General features: G+C 71.5%; 12 protein-coding genes and 1 pseudogene. 4 read left to right on the top strand and 9 right to left on the bottom strand.

All coding sequences use genetic code 11. The features are described from left to right. Position 1: 1 nt before the first annotated feature. The 8 genes from ABD343_RS32420 to ABD343_RS32385 form a co-directional block, all read right to left on the bottom strand. The gene (locus ABD343_RS32420) at positions 2 to 2,446 is read right to left on the bottom strand and encodes a PQQ-dependent sugar dehydrogenase (RefSeq protein WP_344533370.1); all 2,445 of its coding nucleotides are present in this window, start codon (positions 2,444 to 2,446) and stop codon (positions 2 to 4) included. A 188-nt stretch (positions 2,447 to 2,634) separates the two neighbouring features. Further along, positions 2,635 to 3,636, bottom strand: coding sequence for a sugar phosphate isomerase/epimerase family protein (locus tag ABD343_RS32415; RefSeq protein WP_344533368.1), 1,002 nt, complete (start codon positions 3,634 to 3,636; stop codon positions 2,635 to 2,637). Positions 3,637 to 3,645: 9 nt separating this feature from the next. Next, on the bottom strand, positions 3,646 to 4,836 hold the full coding sequence (locus ABD343_RS32410) for a Gfo/Idh/MocA family protein (protein ID WP_344533367.1): 1,191 nt from the start codon (positions 4,834 to 4,836) through the stop codon (positions 3,646 to 3,648). Positions 4,837 to 4,997: 161 nt separating this feature from the next. Further along, the gene (locus tag ABD343_RS32405; RefSeq protein ID WP_425578330.1) at positions 4,998 to 6,017 is read right to left on the bottom strand and encodes a substrate-binding domain-containing protein; all 1,020 of its coding nucleotides are present in this window, start codon (positions 6,015 to 6,017) and stop codon (positions 4,998 to 5,000) included. Positions 6,018 to 6,049: 32 nt separating this feature from the next. Beyond that, complete coding sequence (locus ABD343_RS32400) at positions 6,050 to 7,051, bottom strand: ABC transporter permease (RefSeq protein ID WP_425578329.1); 1,002 nt, start codon at positions 7,049 to 7,051, stop codon at positions 6,050 to 6,052. A gap of 199 nt (positions 7,052 to 7,250) precedes the next feature. Continuing rightward, positions 7,251 to 8,753, bottom strand: coding sequence for a sugar ABC transporter ATP-binding protein (locus tag ABD343_RS32395; protein ID WP_344533363.1), 1,503 nt, complete (start codon positions 8,751 to 8,753; stop codon positions 7,251 to 7,253). A gap of 210 nt (positions 8,754 to 8,963) precedes the next feature. Further along, complete coding sequence (locus tag ABD343_RS32390) at positions 8,964 to 10,145, bottom strand: ROK family transcriptional regulator (RefSeq protein ID WP_344533361.1); 1,182 nt, start codon at positions 10,143 to 10,145, stop codon at positions 8,964 to 8,966. A 244-nt stretch (positions 10,146 to 10,389) separates the two neighbouring features. Continuing rightward, positions 10,390 to 10,884, bottom strand: coding sequence for a phosphatase domain-containing protein (locus ABD343_RS32385; protein WP_344533359.1), 495 nt, complete (start codon positions 10,882 to 10,884; stop codon positions 10,390 to 10,392). Between the two features lie 139 nt (positions 10,885 to 11,023). Between ABD343_RS32385 and ABD343_RS32380 the strand changes: the two genes are divergently transcribed. From ABD343_RS32380 to fdhD, 3 genes and pseudogenes are all read left to right on the top strand, one after another. Beyond that, a complete protein-coding gene (locus ABD343_RS32380; protein ID WP_344533357.1) occupies positions 11,024 to 12,394 on the top strand; it encodes an L-lactate MFS transporter in 1,371 nt (456 codons plus the stop codon). Beyond that, positions 12,366 to 12,512: an MFS transporter small subunit gene (locus ABD343_RS32375; RefSeq protein WP_344533356.1), complete on the top strand. Its 147-nt coding sequence runs from the start codon at positions 12,366 to 12,368 to the stop codon at positions 12,510 to 12,512. Before ABD343_RS32380 ends, ABD343_RS32375 begins: the two co-directional genes overlap by 29 nt. Positions 12,513 to 12,537: 25 nt before the next feature. Next, a pseudogene (fdhD, locus tag ABD343_RS32370) lies at positions 12,538 to 13,332 on the top strand (formate dehydrogenase accessory sulfurtransferase FdhD); the annotation flags it as partial. Here fdhD and ABD343_RS32365 read toward each other — a convergent pair. Beyond that, entirely contained in the window at positions 13,285 to 14,376 is a 1,092-nt protein-coding gene (locus tag ABD343_RS32365; RefSeq protein ID WP_344533355.1) for a bile acid:sodium symporter family protein, read from the bottom strand. The pseudogene fdhD and the gene ABD343_RS32365 sit on opposite strands and share 48 nt — an antisense overlap. A gap of 254 nt (positions 14,377 to 14,630) precedes the next feature. Between ABD343_RS32365 and ABD343_RS32360 the strand changes: the two genes are divergently transcribed. Then, positions 14,631 to 16,454: an AMP-dependent synthetase/ligase gene (locus ABD343_RS32360; protein ID WP_344533353.1), complete on the top strand. Its 1,824-nt coding sequence runs from the start codon at positions 14,631 to 14,633 to the stop codon at positions 16,452 to 16,454. The last annotated feature ends 88 nt before the right edge of the window (positions 16,455 to 16,542 follow it).

The raw sequence follows: 16,542 nt of genomic DNA, 5'->3' as shown, positions 1-16,542 counted from the left end.
CTCATCCGGTGGTGACGCTGAAGCTGTCGACGTCGAAGAGCTTGCCCTCGCCGCCGGTGAAGACCAGGTGGAGCTTGGTCGTACCGGCGGGCGCGTCCTTGATGTCGGTGCTCACCTCGGCCCAGTCGGCTCCGGCCTTGACCTGCGCGGTGCCGAGGAGCTGCCCGTCGGGCCCGCCCGCGCGGACCTCGATCGCGCCGTCGGCCGCGGCCTTCACGCGGGCGCTGAGCTCGGTGACGCCGCCCGGCGCGTACGGGTCGAAGGCGATCCACTGGCCGTTCTGCGCGCCGGTGACGGCCTTGCCGCCCTCGGCCCCGGCGACGTCGCCCTTGGTGACGCCGTCCGCTGCCGTGGTGTAGTGCTCGGCCTGGCGGTGCTTGGGCTGGAGCTTGCTCTGGCCGTGGCTGGTCAGCGGGGGCTGGCCGTTGGCACCGCCGTCGGTGTACTTGGCGTCGAAGACGCCGAAGATGTTGGCGTTCGGGTCGTGCTCGCCGTCGGCCTGGGTCTTGATGGTGCCCTTGCAGCCCTTCGCGGAGGTCATCGGGTGGCCGTGGCTGTCATGGCCGAGGATGTAGGTCACCTCGACCCGGGAGCAGTCGATCTCGGGGTCCTCGGGGTCGGTGACCTGGACCTCGAAGGGGATCTCGTCGCCGAACGAGAACGGCTGGCCGTCCGTCGGCAGCTTCAGCTCGACCTCGGGAGCGGTGTTGCCGACGGTGACGTGGACGCTGGCGCTGCCGCTGCGGCCCGAGGGGTCGGTGGCGGTCACGGTCGCGGTGTACGTGCCGTTGGCCTCGTAGGTGTGGGTGGGGTCGGCCTCGGTGGAGGTCTTGCCGTCGCCGAACGTCCACTCCAGCTTGAGGTCGTCGCCGTCCTCGTCCTTCGCGGAGGAGGAGAAGGCGACCTTGAGCGGGGCCTGGCCACTGGTCACGTCGGCCTCGGCCTCGGCGACGGGGGTGTGGCCCTCGGTGGCGTTCTCGATGCGGTAGAGGGCGGAGTTCTCGTCGCCGTTGAAGTAGCCGGTGCCGTAGTCGAGGACGTAGAGCGCGCCGTCGGGGCCGAAGTCCATGTCCATGACCTGGGTGCCGGCCCACGGGAAGTCGTTGATCTTGGAGACGGTGCCGTCCTTGCCGTGCTCGATGCGCTTGATCCACTTGCGGCCGAACTCGCCGGCGAAGAAGTCCCCGTCGTACTCCTCGGGGAACTTCACCACGGAGTCGAGCTTGTCGTCGTAGCGGTAGACGGGGCCGCCCATCGGGGACTCGGAGCCGTCGCCGAACTCGGGCACGGAGTTGCCGTCGTAGGGGATCCAGGCGGGCTTGGCGGCGGGCAGGTCGGTCAGTCCGGTGTTGCGCGGCGAGGTGTTCTTCGGCTTGGCGCAGTCGAACTTCTCACCGGACTTGCCGGAGGCGAAGTCGAAGTCGGTGTACGCGTCGTTCTTGCCGGTGCAGAACGGCCAGCCGTAGTTTCCCGCCTCGGTGACGCGGTTGAACTCGACCTGTCCGGCCGGGCCCCGCTTCGGGTCGGCGGCACCGGCGTCCGGGCCGTAGTCGCCGACGTAGACCGCGCCGCTCTTCTTGTCGACGGTCATCCGGAACGGGTTGCGGAAGCCCATGGCGTAGATCTCGGGCCGCGTCTTCTTCGTCCCGGGCTTGAAGAGGTTGCCCTTGGGGACGGAGTACGAGCCGTCCTTCTTGACCTTGACGCGGAGGATCTTGCCGCGCAGGTCGTTGGTGTTGCCCGCCGAACGCTGGGCGTCGAAGGCGGGGTTGCGGCTGTCGCGCTCGTCGATCGGCGTGAAGCCGTCGGACTGGAACGGGTTGGAGTCGTCGCCCGTCGACAGCAGCAGGTTGCCCTTGGCGTCGAAGGCGATGTCGCCGCCGACGTGGCAGCAGGTGCCGCGGCTGGCGGGGACGTCGAGGATCTTCTTCTCGCTGCCCTTGTCGAGCGTGCCGTCCTTCTTCAGCACGAAGCGCGAGAGGCGGTTGACGCCGTCGAACTTCTCGAAGTCCTCCGCCGTGCCCTCGTCGGGCGCGTCGCCCTCCGGGGTCTCCAGCTTCGGCGCGTAGTAGAGGTAGATGTGCCGGTTCTTCTTGAAGCCGGGGTCGACACCGACGCCCTGGAGGCCCTCCTCGTCGTGGCTGTAGACGGGCAGGGTGCCCGCCACCTTGGTGTCGCCCTTGGCGTCGGTGAGCCGCAGGGTGCCCTCGCGGGCGGTGTGCAGGACCGAGCGGTCGGGGAGCACGGCGAGCGTCATCGGCTCGCCGGTCTCCTCGACCCCCTTGGCGAGGGTGACCTGCTGGAACTCCGGCGCGGCCTTCTCCTTGTTGTCCTCTGCCTGCGAGGCCGGTACGCCGACGGCCAGGGTGCCGCCGACGAGCAGCGCGGTGGTGACGGCGACGAGCTGGGTGCGGAACTTGCGGATTCTGCCGAATCTTCTGTGCACGCGACTCCTCCTGTAACGGGAAGGTGCGGCGCGCGCCGTCGCGCCGGTGCCGGGGGCTCGTGGAGGGGGGCAGCCCTTTGTCCGGTACGCATCAAGAACGGTAGTGCTGTTCGTCGGTAGTTGAAAGACCTATGACAGTAAGGAAGTTGAAGAAATGCTTTATACCGACAACTCCCCACACATCAGGGTCAGTTACCGCCGAACGCGGCGTCGAACGACGCCTCCGGCGGCTCGTAGTCGAACTCCCGCAGCCGCCGCAGCGCCTCCGGCGCGCCCTGGACGCGGTCCATGCCCGCGTCCTCCCACTCCACGGACACCGGGCCGTCGTAGCCGATCGCCCGCAGCATCCGGAAGACGTCCTCCCAGGCCACGTCGCCGTGCCCGGCCGAGACGAAGTCCCAGCCCCGGCGCGGGTCGCCCCAGGGCAGGTGGGACCCCAGCCGCCCGTTGCGCCCGTCGAGGCGCTTGCGGGCCTCCTTGCAGTCGACGTGGTAGATCCGGTCCCGGTAGTCGTAGAGGAAGCCCGCCGGGTCGAGGTCCTGCCACACGAAATGGCTCGGGTCGAAGTTGAGCCCGAAGGCCGGGCGCCGGTCCACGGCCTCCAGGGCGCGCTGCGTCGTCCAGTAGTCGTACGCGATCTCGCTGGGGTGGACCTCGTGGGCGAACCGCACGCCCTCCGCGTCGAAGACGTCGAGGATCGGGTTCCAGCGCTCCGCGAAGTCCTCGTAGCCGCGTTCGACCATCGCGGGCGGCACGGGCGGGAACATCGCGACCAGGTGCCAGATCGAGGAGCCGGTGAAGCCGACGACGGTCCGCACCCCCAGCGCGGCGGCGGCGCGTGCCGTGTCCTTCATCTCGGCCGCGGCCCGCTGCCGTACGCCCTCCGGGTCGCCGTCGCCCCAGATCCGGGGCGCCACGATCGCCTGATGGCGCTCGTCGATGGGGCTGTCGCAGACGGCCTGCCCGGTGAGGTGGTTGGAGACCGCCCAGCACTCCAGGCCGTACTTCTCCAGCAGCTCGCGGCGCCCCGCCACGTACCCCGGCTCGTTCAGCGCCCGGTCCACTTCGAAGTGGTCGCCCCAGCAGGCGAGTTCGAGCCCGTCGTAGCCGAAGTCCTTCGCGAGGCGGCAGACCTCCTCCAGCGGCAGGTCCGCCCACTGGCCGGTGAAGAGGGTGAACTTGCGTGCCACGGTGACCTCCTAGACCGTGTCGGGGGATACGGGGACGGGCGTCCAGACGCTGTTCTTCTCCGCGCTCTCCTCCACCGCCGCCAGCACCCGCTGGACCTGGAGCCCGTCCGCGAACGAGGGCTCGGGCTCGGTCCCGGCGGCGACGGCGCGCACGAGGTCGCGGGCCTGGTGGACGAAGGTGTGCTCGTAGCCGAGGCCGTGCCCCGGCGGCCACCACGCCTCCAGGTACGGGTGCTCCTGCTCGGTGACGAGGATCCGCCGGAACCCGGCCTCCGCCGCGTCGGTGGCGTGGTCGTGGAACTCCAGCTCGTTCAGCCGCTCCAGGTCGAAGGCGAGCGAGCCGGCCGTGCCGTTCAGCTCGACGCGCAGCGCGTTCTTGCGCCCGGCGGCCACCCGGCTGACCTCGAAGGAGGCCAGCGCGCCCGACTCCAGCCGCCCGGTGAAGAGCGCCGCGTCGTCGACGGTGACCGGGCCGAGCGCGCCGCCGTCCGGCAGCGGGCGCTCCCGTACGAACGTCTCGGTCTGGGCCGAGACCCCGGTCAGCGGCGCGCCCGCGAGGTGCTGCGCGAGGTCGATGGCGTGCGCGCCGAGGTCGCCGAGGGCGCCGGAGCCCGCCGCCTCCTTCCGCAGCCGCCAGGCGAGCGGGAAGTCCGGGTCGACCAGCCAGTCCTGGAGATAGGTCACCCGGACGTGGCGCAGCGTCCCGACGCGCCCCTCCCCCACCATGCGGCGGGCGAGCGCGAGCGCGGGCGTACGGCGGTAGTTGAAGCCGACCATGGCGACCTGGCCGCGCGCGCGGGCCGCGCGCGCGGCCTCCGCCATGGCCTCGGCCTCGGCGACGGTGTTGGCGAGCGGCTTCTCGCACAGCACGTGCTTGCCCGCCTCCAGCGCCGCGACCGCGATCTCGGCGTGGCTGTCGCCGGGCGTGCAGATGTCCACGAGCTGGACGTCGGGGCGGGCGATCAGCGCCCGCCAGTCGGTCTCGGCCGCCGCCCAGCCCAGCTTGGCCGCGGCCGTGCGGACGGCCTCGGGGTCACGTCCGCAGACCGCGGCCATGGCGGGGCTCAGCGGCAGGTCGAAGACCCGCCCGACGGTGCGCCAGCCCTGGGAGTGGGCCTGTCCCATGAAGGCGTAGCCGACCATGCCCACGCCCAGTGGCGGCGCGACGGCGGGTGCGGGCGTGGTGGTGTCGTACGACATGGAGCTCCTCCCTGTAGGGATGTCCGGTGTCAGGTGCGCCCCGTCAGGGGCGCGGGGTGGGGGCACCCCCTGCTCGAAGAGCTTGGGGGAGCGACCGGCCACGACGTGCCCGCGGACGGTCAGCGGCCGAGGCCCTACGGCGGCGCGTTCCAGCGAAGCGCTCAGGTAAAGCCGATGGGGAGGTACTCGTCGACGTTCTCCTTGGTCACGACCGCCGAATAGAGCGTCAGGGAGGCCGGGATCTCGAACTCCGCCATGCCCGCGACGCCCTTGCCCTGGGCCAGGGCGCGGGCCAGGTCGATCGCGGAGGCCGCCATGGTCGGCGGGTAGAGGACGGTGGCCTTGATGACGCTATCGTCGTCCTTGATCGACTGCATCACGCGCTTGGACCCCGCGCCGCCGACCATCAGGAACTCGTCGCGGTTCGCCTGCTTGATCGCGCGCTCCGCGCCCACGCCCTGGTCGTCGTCGTGGTTCCACAGCGCGTCGAACTTCTTCTGGGCGCGCAGCAGTTGGGACATCTTGGCCTGGCCGGACTCGACGGTGAACTCGGCGGCCTGGCGGGCGACCTTCTCGATGTTCGGGTAGCTCTTGAGGGCGTCGTCGAAGCCCTTGGTGCGCTCCCGGGTGAGTTCGAGGTTGTCGATCCCGGCCAGCTCGACGACCTTCGCGTTCTTCTTGTCCTTGAGCTGCTCGCCGATGTAGTGCCCGGCGTTGAGCCCCATGCCGTAGTTGTCGCCGCCGATCCAGCAGCGGTACGCCTTCTGCGAGGCGAAGACCCGGTCGAGGTTGACCACCGGGATCCCGGCGCGCATGGCCTTGAGCCCGACCTGAGTGAGGGCCTTGCCGTCGGCGGGCAGCACGACCAGCACGTCGACCTTCTTGTTGATCAGTGTCTCGATCTGGCCGACCTGGGTCGCGTTGTCGTTGGAGCCCTCGGTGGCCTCCAGCGTGACGTCCTCGTATTTCTTGGCGCGGGACTTGGCCTGCGTGGTGATGGCGTTGAGCCAGCCGTGGTCGGCCTGCGGCCCGGCGAAGCCGATGGTGACCTTCTTGCCGGGCTTGTCGTCGGCGATGCCCGCCTGGTCGGCGGCCTTCCCCTCGTCCCCGTCGTTGCTCTCGTTGCTGGTGCAGCCCGCGGCGAAGAGCGCGGCACCCGCGGCGGCCGTACCGAAGAGCATGCTTCTGCGACTGGCTTGGCGTGGCGTGTCTGTCATGACGTTGTACGACCCTTCTGGACCAGGACGGCGGCGACGATGATCGCGCCCTTGGCGATCTGCTGGACGTCGGTCTGGAGGTTGTTGAGGGCGAACAGATTGGTGATCGTGGTGAAGACCAGGACCCCGAGGACGGAGCCGAGGATCGTGCCCCGCCCGCCGCTGAGGAGGGTGCCGCCGATGATCGCGGCGGCGATGGCGTCGAGTTCGTAGAGGTTGCCGTTGGTGTTCTGGCCCGAGCCCGTGAGGATGATCAGGAGGAACGCGGCGATGCCGCAGCAGAGCCCGGAGAGCAGATAGAGCAGCAGCCGCTGCCGCTTGACGGCGATGCCCGCCAGCCGCGACGCCTCCGGGTTGCCGCCGACGGCCACGGTGCGGCGGCCGAACGTCGTCCGGTTGAGCACCAGCCAGCCGATGACGCTCACGGCGGCGAAGACCAGCACGATCGGCGGGATCCCGAGCACGTACGCGTCGGAGACGCCGAGGTCGAGGACCGGTTCGACGGTGACGACCTGCGTCTTGCCGTCGCTGATCTGCAGCGCGAGGCCGCGCGCCGAGGCGAGCATGGCGAGCGTCGCGATGAACGGCACCATGGGCCCGTACGCGATCAGCGCCCCGTTGACCAGCCCGCAGCCGAGGCCGACGAGCAGCGTGCACAGCAGCATGCCCCACAGGCCGTACTCCTGCGTGGCCACGGTCGTCGCCCACACGGACGCGAGCGCGACGATCGCCCCGACGGACAGATCGATGCCGCCGCCGATGATGACGAACGTGACGCCGACGGTCACGACGCCGATGACGCTGGCCTGGGTGAGGATGAGGCGGAGGTTGTCGGTGTCGAGGAACTCGTCGGGCTTGGTGATCGCGCCGACGATCGCCAGCGCGACCAGTACGCCGATGAGGGAGACGTGCCGCACGTCGAGGGGCATCCGGCGCTTCGCCGGAGCCTCTTTCGTCGGGGGCGCGGGCTTACTGGCCACGTTTGCGGGAGAGTTCACGTGAGGTCACCTCGGGCGTGGGTCAGGTGCGTTGCGGGGCACGTGGTTGCCCCGTAAGGGGCGCGGGGAACTGCGCGCCCAGCCGTCAACTCAGCCGCAGACTGCGGGGGTCGGGCAGGGGCACCCCCTTGGCAGAACCGGGAAGGGGCGGGACAGGGGCAGTGCCCGCCGCAGGCGAACCGTCGCTCGGGGCGCGGGGTCATGCCGGACTCCCCTCCATCACGAGGTCGAGCACCCGGTGCTCGTCCAGTTCGGCGGCGGGCGCGGAGTGGACGACGACGCCCTCCCTCAGCACGAGGACCCGGTCGGCGAGCCCCAGCACTTCGGGGACCTCGCTCGACACGAGCAGCACGCACACGCCCGAGTCCGCGAGCCGCCGGATCACGGCGTACAGCTCGGCCCGCGCGCCCACGTCGACCCCGCGCGTCGGCTCGTCCAGCAGCAGCACCCGGCACTCGCGCAGCAGCCACCGCGCGAGCACGGCCTTCTGCTGGTTGCCGCCGGAGAAGGTGCGGACCGGCCGTTCGGGGTCGTTCGGCGAGAGGGCCAGCTCGGTCGTACGTTCGCGTGCCGCCGCCCGTTCGCGGGCCCTGTCGAGCCAGCCGCCGCGCGAGAAGCGGGGCAGGGAGGAGACCGAGACGTTCCGCGTGACGGACTCCAGCATCAGCAGCGCCTGGGACTTGCGCTCCTCGGGCGCGAGCCCGATCCCGGCCCGTACGGCGGCGAGGATGCTGCCGGGCTTCAGCGGCTTCCCGTCCACGAGGACGCGCCCCGCGGTCGGCCGGCGGGCCCCGTAGAGCGTCTCCAGGATCTCCGAGCGCCCGGAGCCGACGAGCCCGGCGAGGCCGACGATCTCGCCGGGCCTCAGTTCGAGATCGAGGGGCGCGAACTCCCCCTCCCTCGCGAGCCCTTCGGCGCACAGCACGGGCGGGGCCGGAACCGCGTCGGCGGTGGGCCGCCCGGGAAAGGCGTACTGCACGTCGCGGCCGGTCATCAACGAGACGACCTCGTCGGTGGGCGTGGTGCGCGCGGGCAGGTCGCGCGCGGCGACGCGGCCGTCCTTCAGCACGGAGACGCGGTCGCCGATGCGCCGGATCTCTTCGAGGCGGTGCGAGATGTAGACGACGGCGACGTTGTCGGCGGTGAGGTCTTTGACGATGCGGAAGAGGTTGTCGACCTCGTCGGGGTCGAGCGCGGCGGACGGCTCGTCCATGATGATCATGCGCACGTCATGCGAGAGAGCGCGGGCCATCGAGACGATCTGCGCGCCGGCCGCGGAGAGCGAGCCGACGAGCGCGCCGGGGTCGATCTCGGGGTGCCCGAGCCGCGCGAGCAGCTCCGCCGTCCTCGTACGGGCCTCGCGGGGGCGGATGACGCCGCGCGAGGCGATCTCGTGGCCGAGGAAGACGTTCTCGGTGACGGACACGTGCTCGACCAGGTCGAGTTCCTGGTAGATCGTGGCGATGCCGAGCCGCATCGCGGAGACCGGGGTCGGCAGCCGTACGGGCTCGCCCTGCCAGGTGATCTCGCCCTCGTCGGGCTGGTGGGCGCCGGAGAGGACCTTGATGAGGGTGGACTTCCCGGCCCCGTTCTGCCCCAGCAGGCAGTGGACCTCCCCGGCCTCCACATCGAGATCGACGCCGTCGAGCGCGCGGACGCCGGGAAACGACTTGGTGATGCCGGACATGGTGAGCAATGGCATGCGGGACCTCCGCCCTGGCCGTACGTCATCGCTGTGCGGTGAAGCGGTGCGGTGCAGTGGTGCGGTGCAGCGGTGCGGTGCAGCGGTGCGGTGCAGCGGTGCGGTGCAGCGGTGCAGTGGTGCGGTGCAGCGGTGCTGACAGAAGGCGCGAAACAGGAGAAGCGGAAGAAAAAGAAGAGGTGGAGCGGCAGGCAGCGGGACGCGCTCGTGCTACGCGGGCGAGAAGAGGTGGTCGCTGGTGAGCCGGGCCGCGCCCGTCACGCCCGCGACCTGGCCCAACTCGCCCAGGACGATGGGGAGATTGCCGGTCGCCAGGGGCAGCGACTGGCGGTAGACCTGGGTGCGGATGCTGGCGAGCAGCGTGTGGCCGAGGCCGGTCACACCGCCGCCGATCACCACCAGGCCCGGATTGAAGAAGCTGACGAGTCCCGCGATGACCTGGCCCACGCGGGCCCCGCCCTCGCGGATGAGGTCGAGAGAGGTGCCGTCGCCCGCCGAGGCGGCGGCGGCGATGTCGGCCGCGGTGAGCCGGCCGCCCGCGGCGAGGCGCTGGGCCAGCTCGTCCGAACGGCCGTCGGCCGCGGCCTGTTCGGCGTCGCGGGCGAGCGCGGCGCCGCCGAAGTAGGCCTCCAGGCAGCCCCGGTTGCCGCAGGCGCACTGGCGCCCGTCGGGCTCGACCTGGATGTGCCCGACGTCGCCCGCGCTGCCCGTCGTGCCCCGGTGGACCTCGCCGCCGACGACGATGCCGCAGCCGATGCCCGTACCGATCTTGACGCAGAAGAAGTCCCGTACGGAACGGGCGACTCCGGCCTGCATCTCGCCCATGGCCATCAGGTTCACGTCGTTGTCGACCATCACCGGACAGCCCAGTTCCTGGCTGAGCGCCTCCCGCACGGGGAAGCCGTCCCAGCCGGGCATGATCGGCGGCGCCACCGGGACGCCCTCGGGGAAGCGGACCGGGCCCGGGACCCCGATCCCCGCACCGTCGAAGCCCTCCGCGACACCGGTGTCGCGGAGCTTGGCCACCATCGCCAGCACCTGGTCGAAGACGGCCACGGGACCTTCCCGTACGTCCATGGGCTGGTTGAGGTGGCCCAGGATCTCCAGCTCGGGGTTGGTCACGGCGACGTCGATCGAGGTGGCGCCGATGTCGACGCCGAGGAAACGGAGTTGGGGGGCGAGCCGGATGTTGTGCGAGCGCCGCCCGCCGCGCGAGGCGGCGAGCCCGTCCGCGACGACGAGCCCCGTCTCCAGCAGCCGGTCGACCTCGACCGCGAGCTTGGAACGGGACAGGTCCACCCGGTCGCCCAGCTCGGCGCGGGAGCGCGGACCGCCGTCGCGCAGCAGGCGGAGCAGGCGCGCCTGGTGCGTGTTCGCGGGCCGTGCCGTCATGCGCCTCACCGCTACCCCTCCAGCCTTGCGATCGGCAGTGCTGTGTCGAGCCCCGGATTTCACAGGGAACGTAGCAGCGGCCCCCGGGGTTGGGAAGAAGTTGTGCACGATCCCGCGCGACTTTTTCCTGACTGAGGACAAAGGGCGGCCCGCAACGGACCGGCACCCGGAACCGGCTCGCGGACCGGCACCCGGACCGGCACCCGGACCGGCACCCGGACCGGCTCGCGCCGGCGGTACGCCGCTACGTGCGGCCCGTCTCCTCCTGGGCGCGTTCCAGGGCGCGGGAGGCGGCGGCCCAGGTGGCGTGGACGACGGGGAGGCTGCGGGCGCGGTAGGCGGCGCAGACCTGGGCGTCGTCGTCGACGACGACCGCGATCTCACGCGTCCGCGCGGCGTCGGCCAGCAGTTCGGGCTTGAGGACGCGCGCCGGGCGCCGGTCGCGGTCCGGGCGCATCCACAGGGGCGCGGCCGGGAGGCCCCGCTCCCTCAGCCACCGCTCGGTGGCCCGGCGGCAGCGCTCCGGGCGGCCGGTGACATAGCCGAGGTCGCATGTCTCGGCCCAGCGGAGGGCGAGCGCGATCCCCTCGGCGAGCGGCGGGTCCCCGGACGCGGCGCGGAAGAAGCCGTTCCAGTCCCTGCGCGGCGGCTCCAGGAAGTGCAGCCGGTGTGCGACGTCGGCCAGTGTGCCGTCGAGGTCGAAGACGGCCAGTCGCCGTTCGCCCGGCTGCTGTTCCATCCCGTGCTCCCCTCGCCCTCGCCGCGCGTGCCCGTACGCCCAGCGTATGTGCCCGCTTCGCGCCCGAGCCGTGTCCGCGCGGGTGGGTCCCGTCGCAGGCCTGGTCAAACGCCAGGTGATCTTCGTAGGGTGCCGGGGCATGACGCCTGGGATCCTGGACCGCTCACGCACCGTCGCGCCCCCGGGCTGGAGCCGATGGCTGGTGCCGCCCGCCGCGCTGTCGGTGCATCTGTCGATCGGACAGGCGTACGCGTGGAGCGTGTTCAAACCGCCGCTCGAATCGACGCTCGGTCTCTCCGGCACGGCGAGCGCCCTGCCCTTCCAGCTCGGGATCGTGATGCTGGGCCTGTCGGCCGCTTTCGGCGGGACGCTCGTCGAACGCCGGGGCCCGCGCTGGGCGATGGCCGTGTCGCTGGTCTGCTTCTCCTCGGGCTTCCTGCTCGCGGCGCTCGGCGCGTACACCGAGCAGTTCTGGCTGGTCGTCCTCGGCTACGGCTTCGTCGGCGGCATCGGGCTCGGCATCGGCTACATCTCCCCCGTCTCGACGCTCATCAAGTGGTTCCCCGACCGCCCCGGCATGGCGACGGGCATCGCCATCATGGGCTTCGGGGGCGGCGCGCTGATCGCCTCGCCCTGGTCGGCGCGGATGCTGGAGGAGTTCGGGGAGGACAGCGGGGGCATCGCCGCCGCGTTCCTCGTGCACGGGCTGGTCTACGCGGTGTTCATGGCCCTCGGCGTGCTGCTCGTCCGGGTGCCGGCCGAGGGCTGGCGGCCCGCCGGGTGGGAGCCGCCGAAGGAGTCGCGGGCGCTGGTGACGACCGCGCAGGTGTCGGCCCGGAACGCCGTACGGACGCCGCAGTTCTGGTGCCTGTGGGTCGTGCTGTGCATGAACGTCACGGCCGGGATCGGCATCCTGGAGAAGGCCGCGCCGATGATCACGGACTTCTTCGCGGACACCTCGACCCCGGTCAGCGCCTCCGCCGCCGCGGGCTTCGTGGCGCTGCTGTCCCTCGCGAACATGGCGGGCCGCCTGCTGTGGTCGTCCGCCTCGGACGTGATCGGGCGCAAGAACGTCTACCGCGTCTATCTCGGCGTCGGCGCGCTGATGTACCTGCTCATCTGGCAGGCGGGCGACGCCTCCAAGCCGCTGTTCGTGTGCTGCGCGCTGGTGATCCTCTCCTTCTACGGGGGCGGCTTCGCGACCGTACCCGCGTATCTGAAGGACCTGTTCGGCACGTACCAGGTCGGCGCCATCCACGGGCGGCTGCTCACGGCCTGGTCCACCGCGGGCGTGCTCGGGCCGCTGATCGTCAACTGGGTCGCGGACTCCCAGGAGGACGCCGGCCGTTCGGGCCGCGGGCTCTACGGACTCTCGCTCGGCATCATGATCGCCCTGCTCGCCGTGGGCTTCGTCGCGAACGAACTGGTCCGCCCCGTCCACCCCCGCCACCACGAGCCCACGACCGCGAAGGAGGAGGCCGATGAGCCCGACGGACAGCGCACGGCCTGAGACCGGTACCCCGCGCAGGATCCCGCTCACCGTCCTCGCCTGGCTCTGGGTGGGCGCCCCGCTCGCGTACGGTCTCTACGAGCTGATCAGCAAGGCGGCCAAGCTCTTCACGGGGTGACCCCCTTGCGGGCGGGTCGGGGAGAATGGCGTGGTCGGCACCTCACGTACGCACCAGGAGAGACACCATGGGACGGGTCACCGAGCGGCGCCGCGTCGTCCGTATCCGGGACGGGGTCGTCTCGGAACGCGCCGACACTCTGGTGGCCGAGGAGCCGCTGGAGATCCGGCTGAACGGGCGGGCGCTGGCCATCACCATGCGCACGCCCGGCGACGACTTCGCACTGGCCGCGGGCTTCCTGCTCAGCGAGGGCGTCGTGCACGACCCGGAGCAGATCGCCTCGATCGTCTACTGCGCGGGCGCCACCGACGAGGGCGCGAACACCTACAACGTCCTCGACGTCCGCCTCGCGCCCGGCACCCCGCTCCCGGACATCGCCCTGGAGCGCAACGTCTACACGACCTCCTCCTGCGGCCTGTGCGGCAAGGCCAGCCTGGACGCCGTGCGCACCACGGCCCGCTGGACCCTCGGCGAGGGCCCGGCGCTGGACCCCGGGACCCTCGCGGAGCTGCCCGGGCGGCTGCGCGCCGCGCAGCGGGTGTTCGACAAGACGGGCGGGCTGCACGCCGCCGGGCTGTTCACCCCGGACGGCGGGCTGATCGACGTGCGCGAGGACGTCGGGCGGCACAACGCGGTCGACAAGCTGCTGGGCCGCGCCCTCCAGCAGGGGCGGCTGCCGCTGCGCGACCATGTGCTGATGGTCTCCGGGCGGGCCTCGTTCGAGCTGGCGCAGAAGGCCGTGATGGCGGGCGTTCCGGCCCTCGCCGCGGTCTCAGCGCCCTCCTCGCTGGCCGTCGACCTGGCGCACGAGACCGGGCTCACGCTCGTCGGCTTCCTCCGCGGCAGCAGCATGAACGTCTACGCCGGGGCCGGGCGGCTGGCCGTCGCCGCCGCGCTCTGAGACCTCCGAGGGGATCTGCCCGGCCCAGCGCCGCGCCAGATACGCGCAGACCATGAGCTGCATCTGGTGGAAGAGCATCAGCGGCAGCACGGCGACGCTGGCCTGCGCGCCGAAGAGCACGGAGGCCATGGGGAGCCCCGCCGCGAGGGACTTCTTGGAGCCCGCGAACGTGATCGCGACGCGGTCCGCCCGGTCGAAGCCGAGCCTGCGCGACCCGTACCAGCTCACGGTCAGCATCACCGCGAGCAGCACCGCCTCGACCCCCACCAGCGCGACCAGCCGCCCGGGGCTGACAGCGCTCCAGACGCCCTCGTTCATGCCCTGGCTGAAGGCGGTGTAGACGACGAGGAGGACCGAGCTGCGGTCGACGTAGCCGAGGATCCTCTTGTGCCGGGTGAGGAAGCCGACCAGCCAGCGGCGCACGAGCTGTCCGGCGACGAACGGGGCCAGGAGCTGGCTGCCGATCTCCGCGAGCCCGCCCGCCGAGAGGCCCGCCTCGCCCCCGATGAGCCAGGCGGCGAGGAGCGGCGTGGCGATCATGCCGAGGAGGCTGGAGTAGGTGCCCGCGCAGATCGCCGCGGGCACGTTGCCGCGGGCGATGGAGGTGAAGGCGATCGAGGACTGGATGGTGGAGGGGACGAGGCAGAGGAAGAGCAGCCCGTCCTGGAGCTGCGGCGTCAGGACGTACGGCACGAGTCCGTACGAGGCGAGGCCGAGCAGCGGGAAGAGCGCGAACGTGCACAGCACGACGGCGAGGTGGAGCCGCCAGTGGCGGAGGCCGTCGAGGGCCTCGCGGGTGGAGAGCCGGGCGCCGTAGAGAAAGAAGATCAGGCCGACCGCGATCTTGGTGGCCCAGGAGAAGCCCTCGGCCACGCCGCCGGAGGCGGGCAGCAGCACGGCGACGAGCACCGTGCCGAGCAGCAGCAGTATGTACGGGTCGACGACTCGGGCCAGGCGGCGCATGTGCTCCCTCGGTACGTGCGGCAGCGCTCACCTACCGCGCTGCGGAATTGCTTTTCCGACCATTCCCCTTTCTCCCTCCTTCGCGCAAGGTCGCGCCACCCTCGCGGAGGTTCGGTGCAGATCTCACGAGAACCCGGCAACCAAGGGATTGACCTGCGCGGACGCCCTCCCCATCGCGTGCCGTATCGGATACGGTCACACGCGCTGTGCCCCACGGCGGGCACGCACCCCATGCACGTCGAGGAGCAGGTCCTTTGCACGAGTTCACCGTCCCGGCCGTGGCGACGGAGCCCCAGGTTGGCGGGCTGGCTGACGCCGTGTTCACGCATGCCGAGGAGGACCCGGGCCGGATCGCGCTGGCCCGCAAGGACGCCCGGGGCGTGTGGCGGGACGTGACGACCGCGCAGTTCCGCGACGAGGTGCTCGCACTGGCGAAGGGTCTCCTCGCGGAGGGCGTCCGGTTCGGCGACCGCGTCGCGATCATGTCCCGTACGCGGTACGAGTGGACGCTGTTCGACTTCGCGCTGTGGGCGATCGGCGCCCAGTCGGTGCCCGTCTACCCGACGTCGTCGGCCGAGCAGGTCTCCTGGATGCTCTCCGACGCGGAGGTCTCGGCGGCAGTGGTCGAGCACGAGGACCACGCGATGACCATAGGTTCCGTCATCGACCGGCTGCCCCATCTCAAGCAGCTCTGGCAGCTCGACGCGGGCGCCCTCGACGCGCTGCTCGCCGCGGGCTCCCACATCGAGGACGAGGTCGTGAACCGCCACCGGTACGCCCTCACCCCCGACACCACGGCCACCGTCATCTACACCTCGGGCACGACGGGCCGCCCCAAGGGCTGCGTGATCAGCCACGCCAACTTCATGGCCGAGGCCGACAACATCGTCGGCAGGTACGGGGACGTCTTCGGCCCCCGCCCCGGCGACCGGGGCTCGCTGCTGCTCTTCCTCCCCCTCGCGCACGTCTTCGGGCGGATGGTGGAGGTCGCGGCGGTGCGCGGCGGCGTCAAACTGGGCCACCAGCCGGACATGTCGGCGGCGGTGCTGCTGCCGGACCTGGCCGCGTTCCGGCCGACGTTCCTCCAGGCCGTGCCGCACCTCTTCGAGAAGATCTTCCAGGCCGCCCGCCGCAAGGCCGAGCGCGACGGCAAGCTCGAACCCTTCGACAAGGCCGTCGAGATCGCCGTGAAGTACGCGGAGGCCATGGAGCACAAGGCGTTCGGCACGGGCCCGGGCCCCGGCGCCTCGCTGCGGATGCAGCACCAGCTCTACGACAAGCTCGTCTACGCCAAGGTGCGCGAGGCCATGGGCGGGCGCTGCCGCCACGCGATGTCGGGCGGCTCGGCGATGGAGCGCCGCCTCGGGCTCTTCTTCGACGGCGCCGGAATGCGGATCTTCGAGGGGTACGGGCTGACCGAGTCCACCGCCGCGGCCGTCGCCAACCCGCCCGAGCGCCCCCGCTTCGGCACGGTCGGCCGGCCCGTCCCCGGTACGACGGTGCGGGTCGCGGAGGACGGCGAGATCCTGCTGCACGGCGGCCAGGTCTTCACCGGCTATCTGAACGACGCGCGGGCCACCGGGGAGACCCTCCGTGACGGCTGGCTCGCCACCGGCGACCTCGGCGCCCTGGACGCGGACGGCTATCTGACGATCACCGGGCGCAAGAAGGAGATCCTGGTGACCTCCAGCGGCAAGAGCGTCTCCCCGGGGTCGCTGGAGGAGCGCGTGCGCGAGCACCCGCTCGTCGGCCAGTGCATCGTCCTCGGCAACGACCGCCCGTACGTCTCCGCGCTCGTCACCCTCGACCCGGAGGCCGTGCAGCACTGGCTGACGATGCGCGAGAAACCCCGGATGAAGCCGGCCGAACTGCTGCACGACGCCGATCTGGAGACCGAGGTCCGGCGGGCCGTGGTCGCCGCGAACACCCAGGTCTCGCAGGCCGAGTCCATCCGTACGTTCCGCATCCTCGCCGCGCCCTTCACCGAGGAGCACGGCCTGCTGACGCCCTCGCTGAAGCTGAAGCGGAAGGCGATCGAGAAGGCGTACGCGGTCGAGATCGAGGCCCTGTACCGGTAGACGGCACCCGGCACCCGGCGTCGCGAAACGGAACGCACGGTCGGCACTGATCGTTCACCATGGGGCCGCAGGGACCGCAGAGACCTGA

Source organism: Streptomyces albiaxialis (genome assembly GCF_039530985.1).
In the GTDB taxonomy this organism is placed as follows: Bacteria; Actinomycetota; Actinomycetes; order Streptomycetales; family Streptomycetaceae; genus Streptomyces; species Streptomyces albiaxialis.
This window is presented reverse-complemented; position numbering and strand designations above follow the sequence as displayed.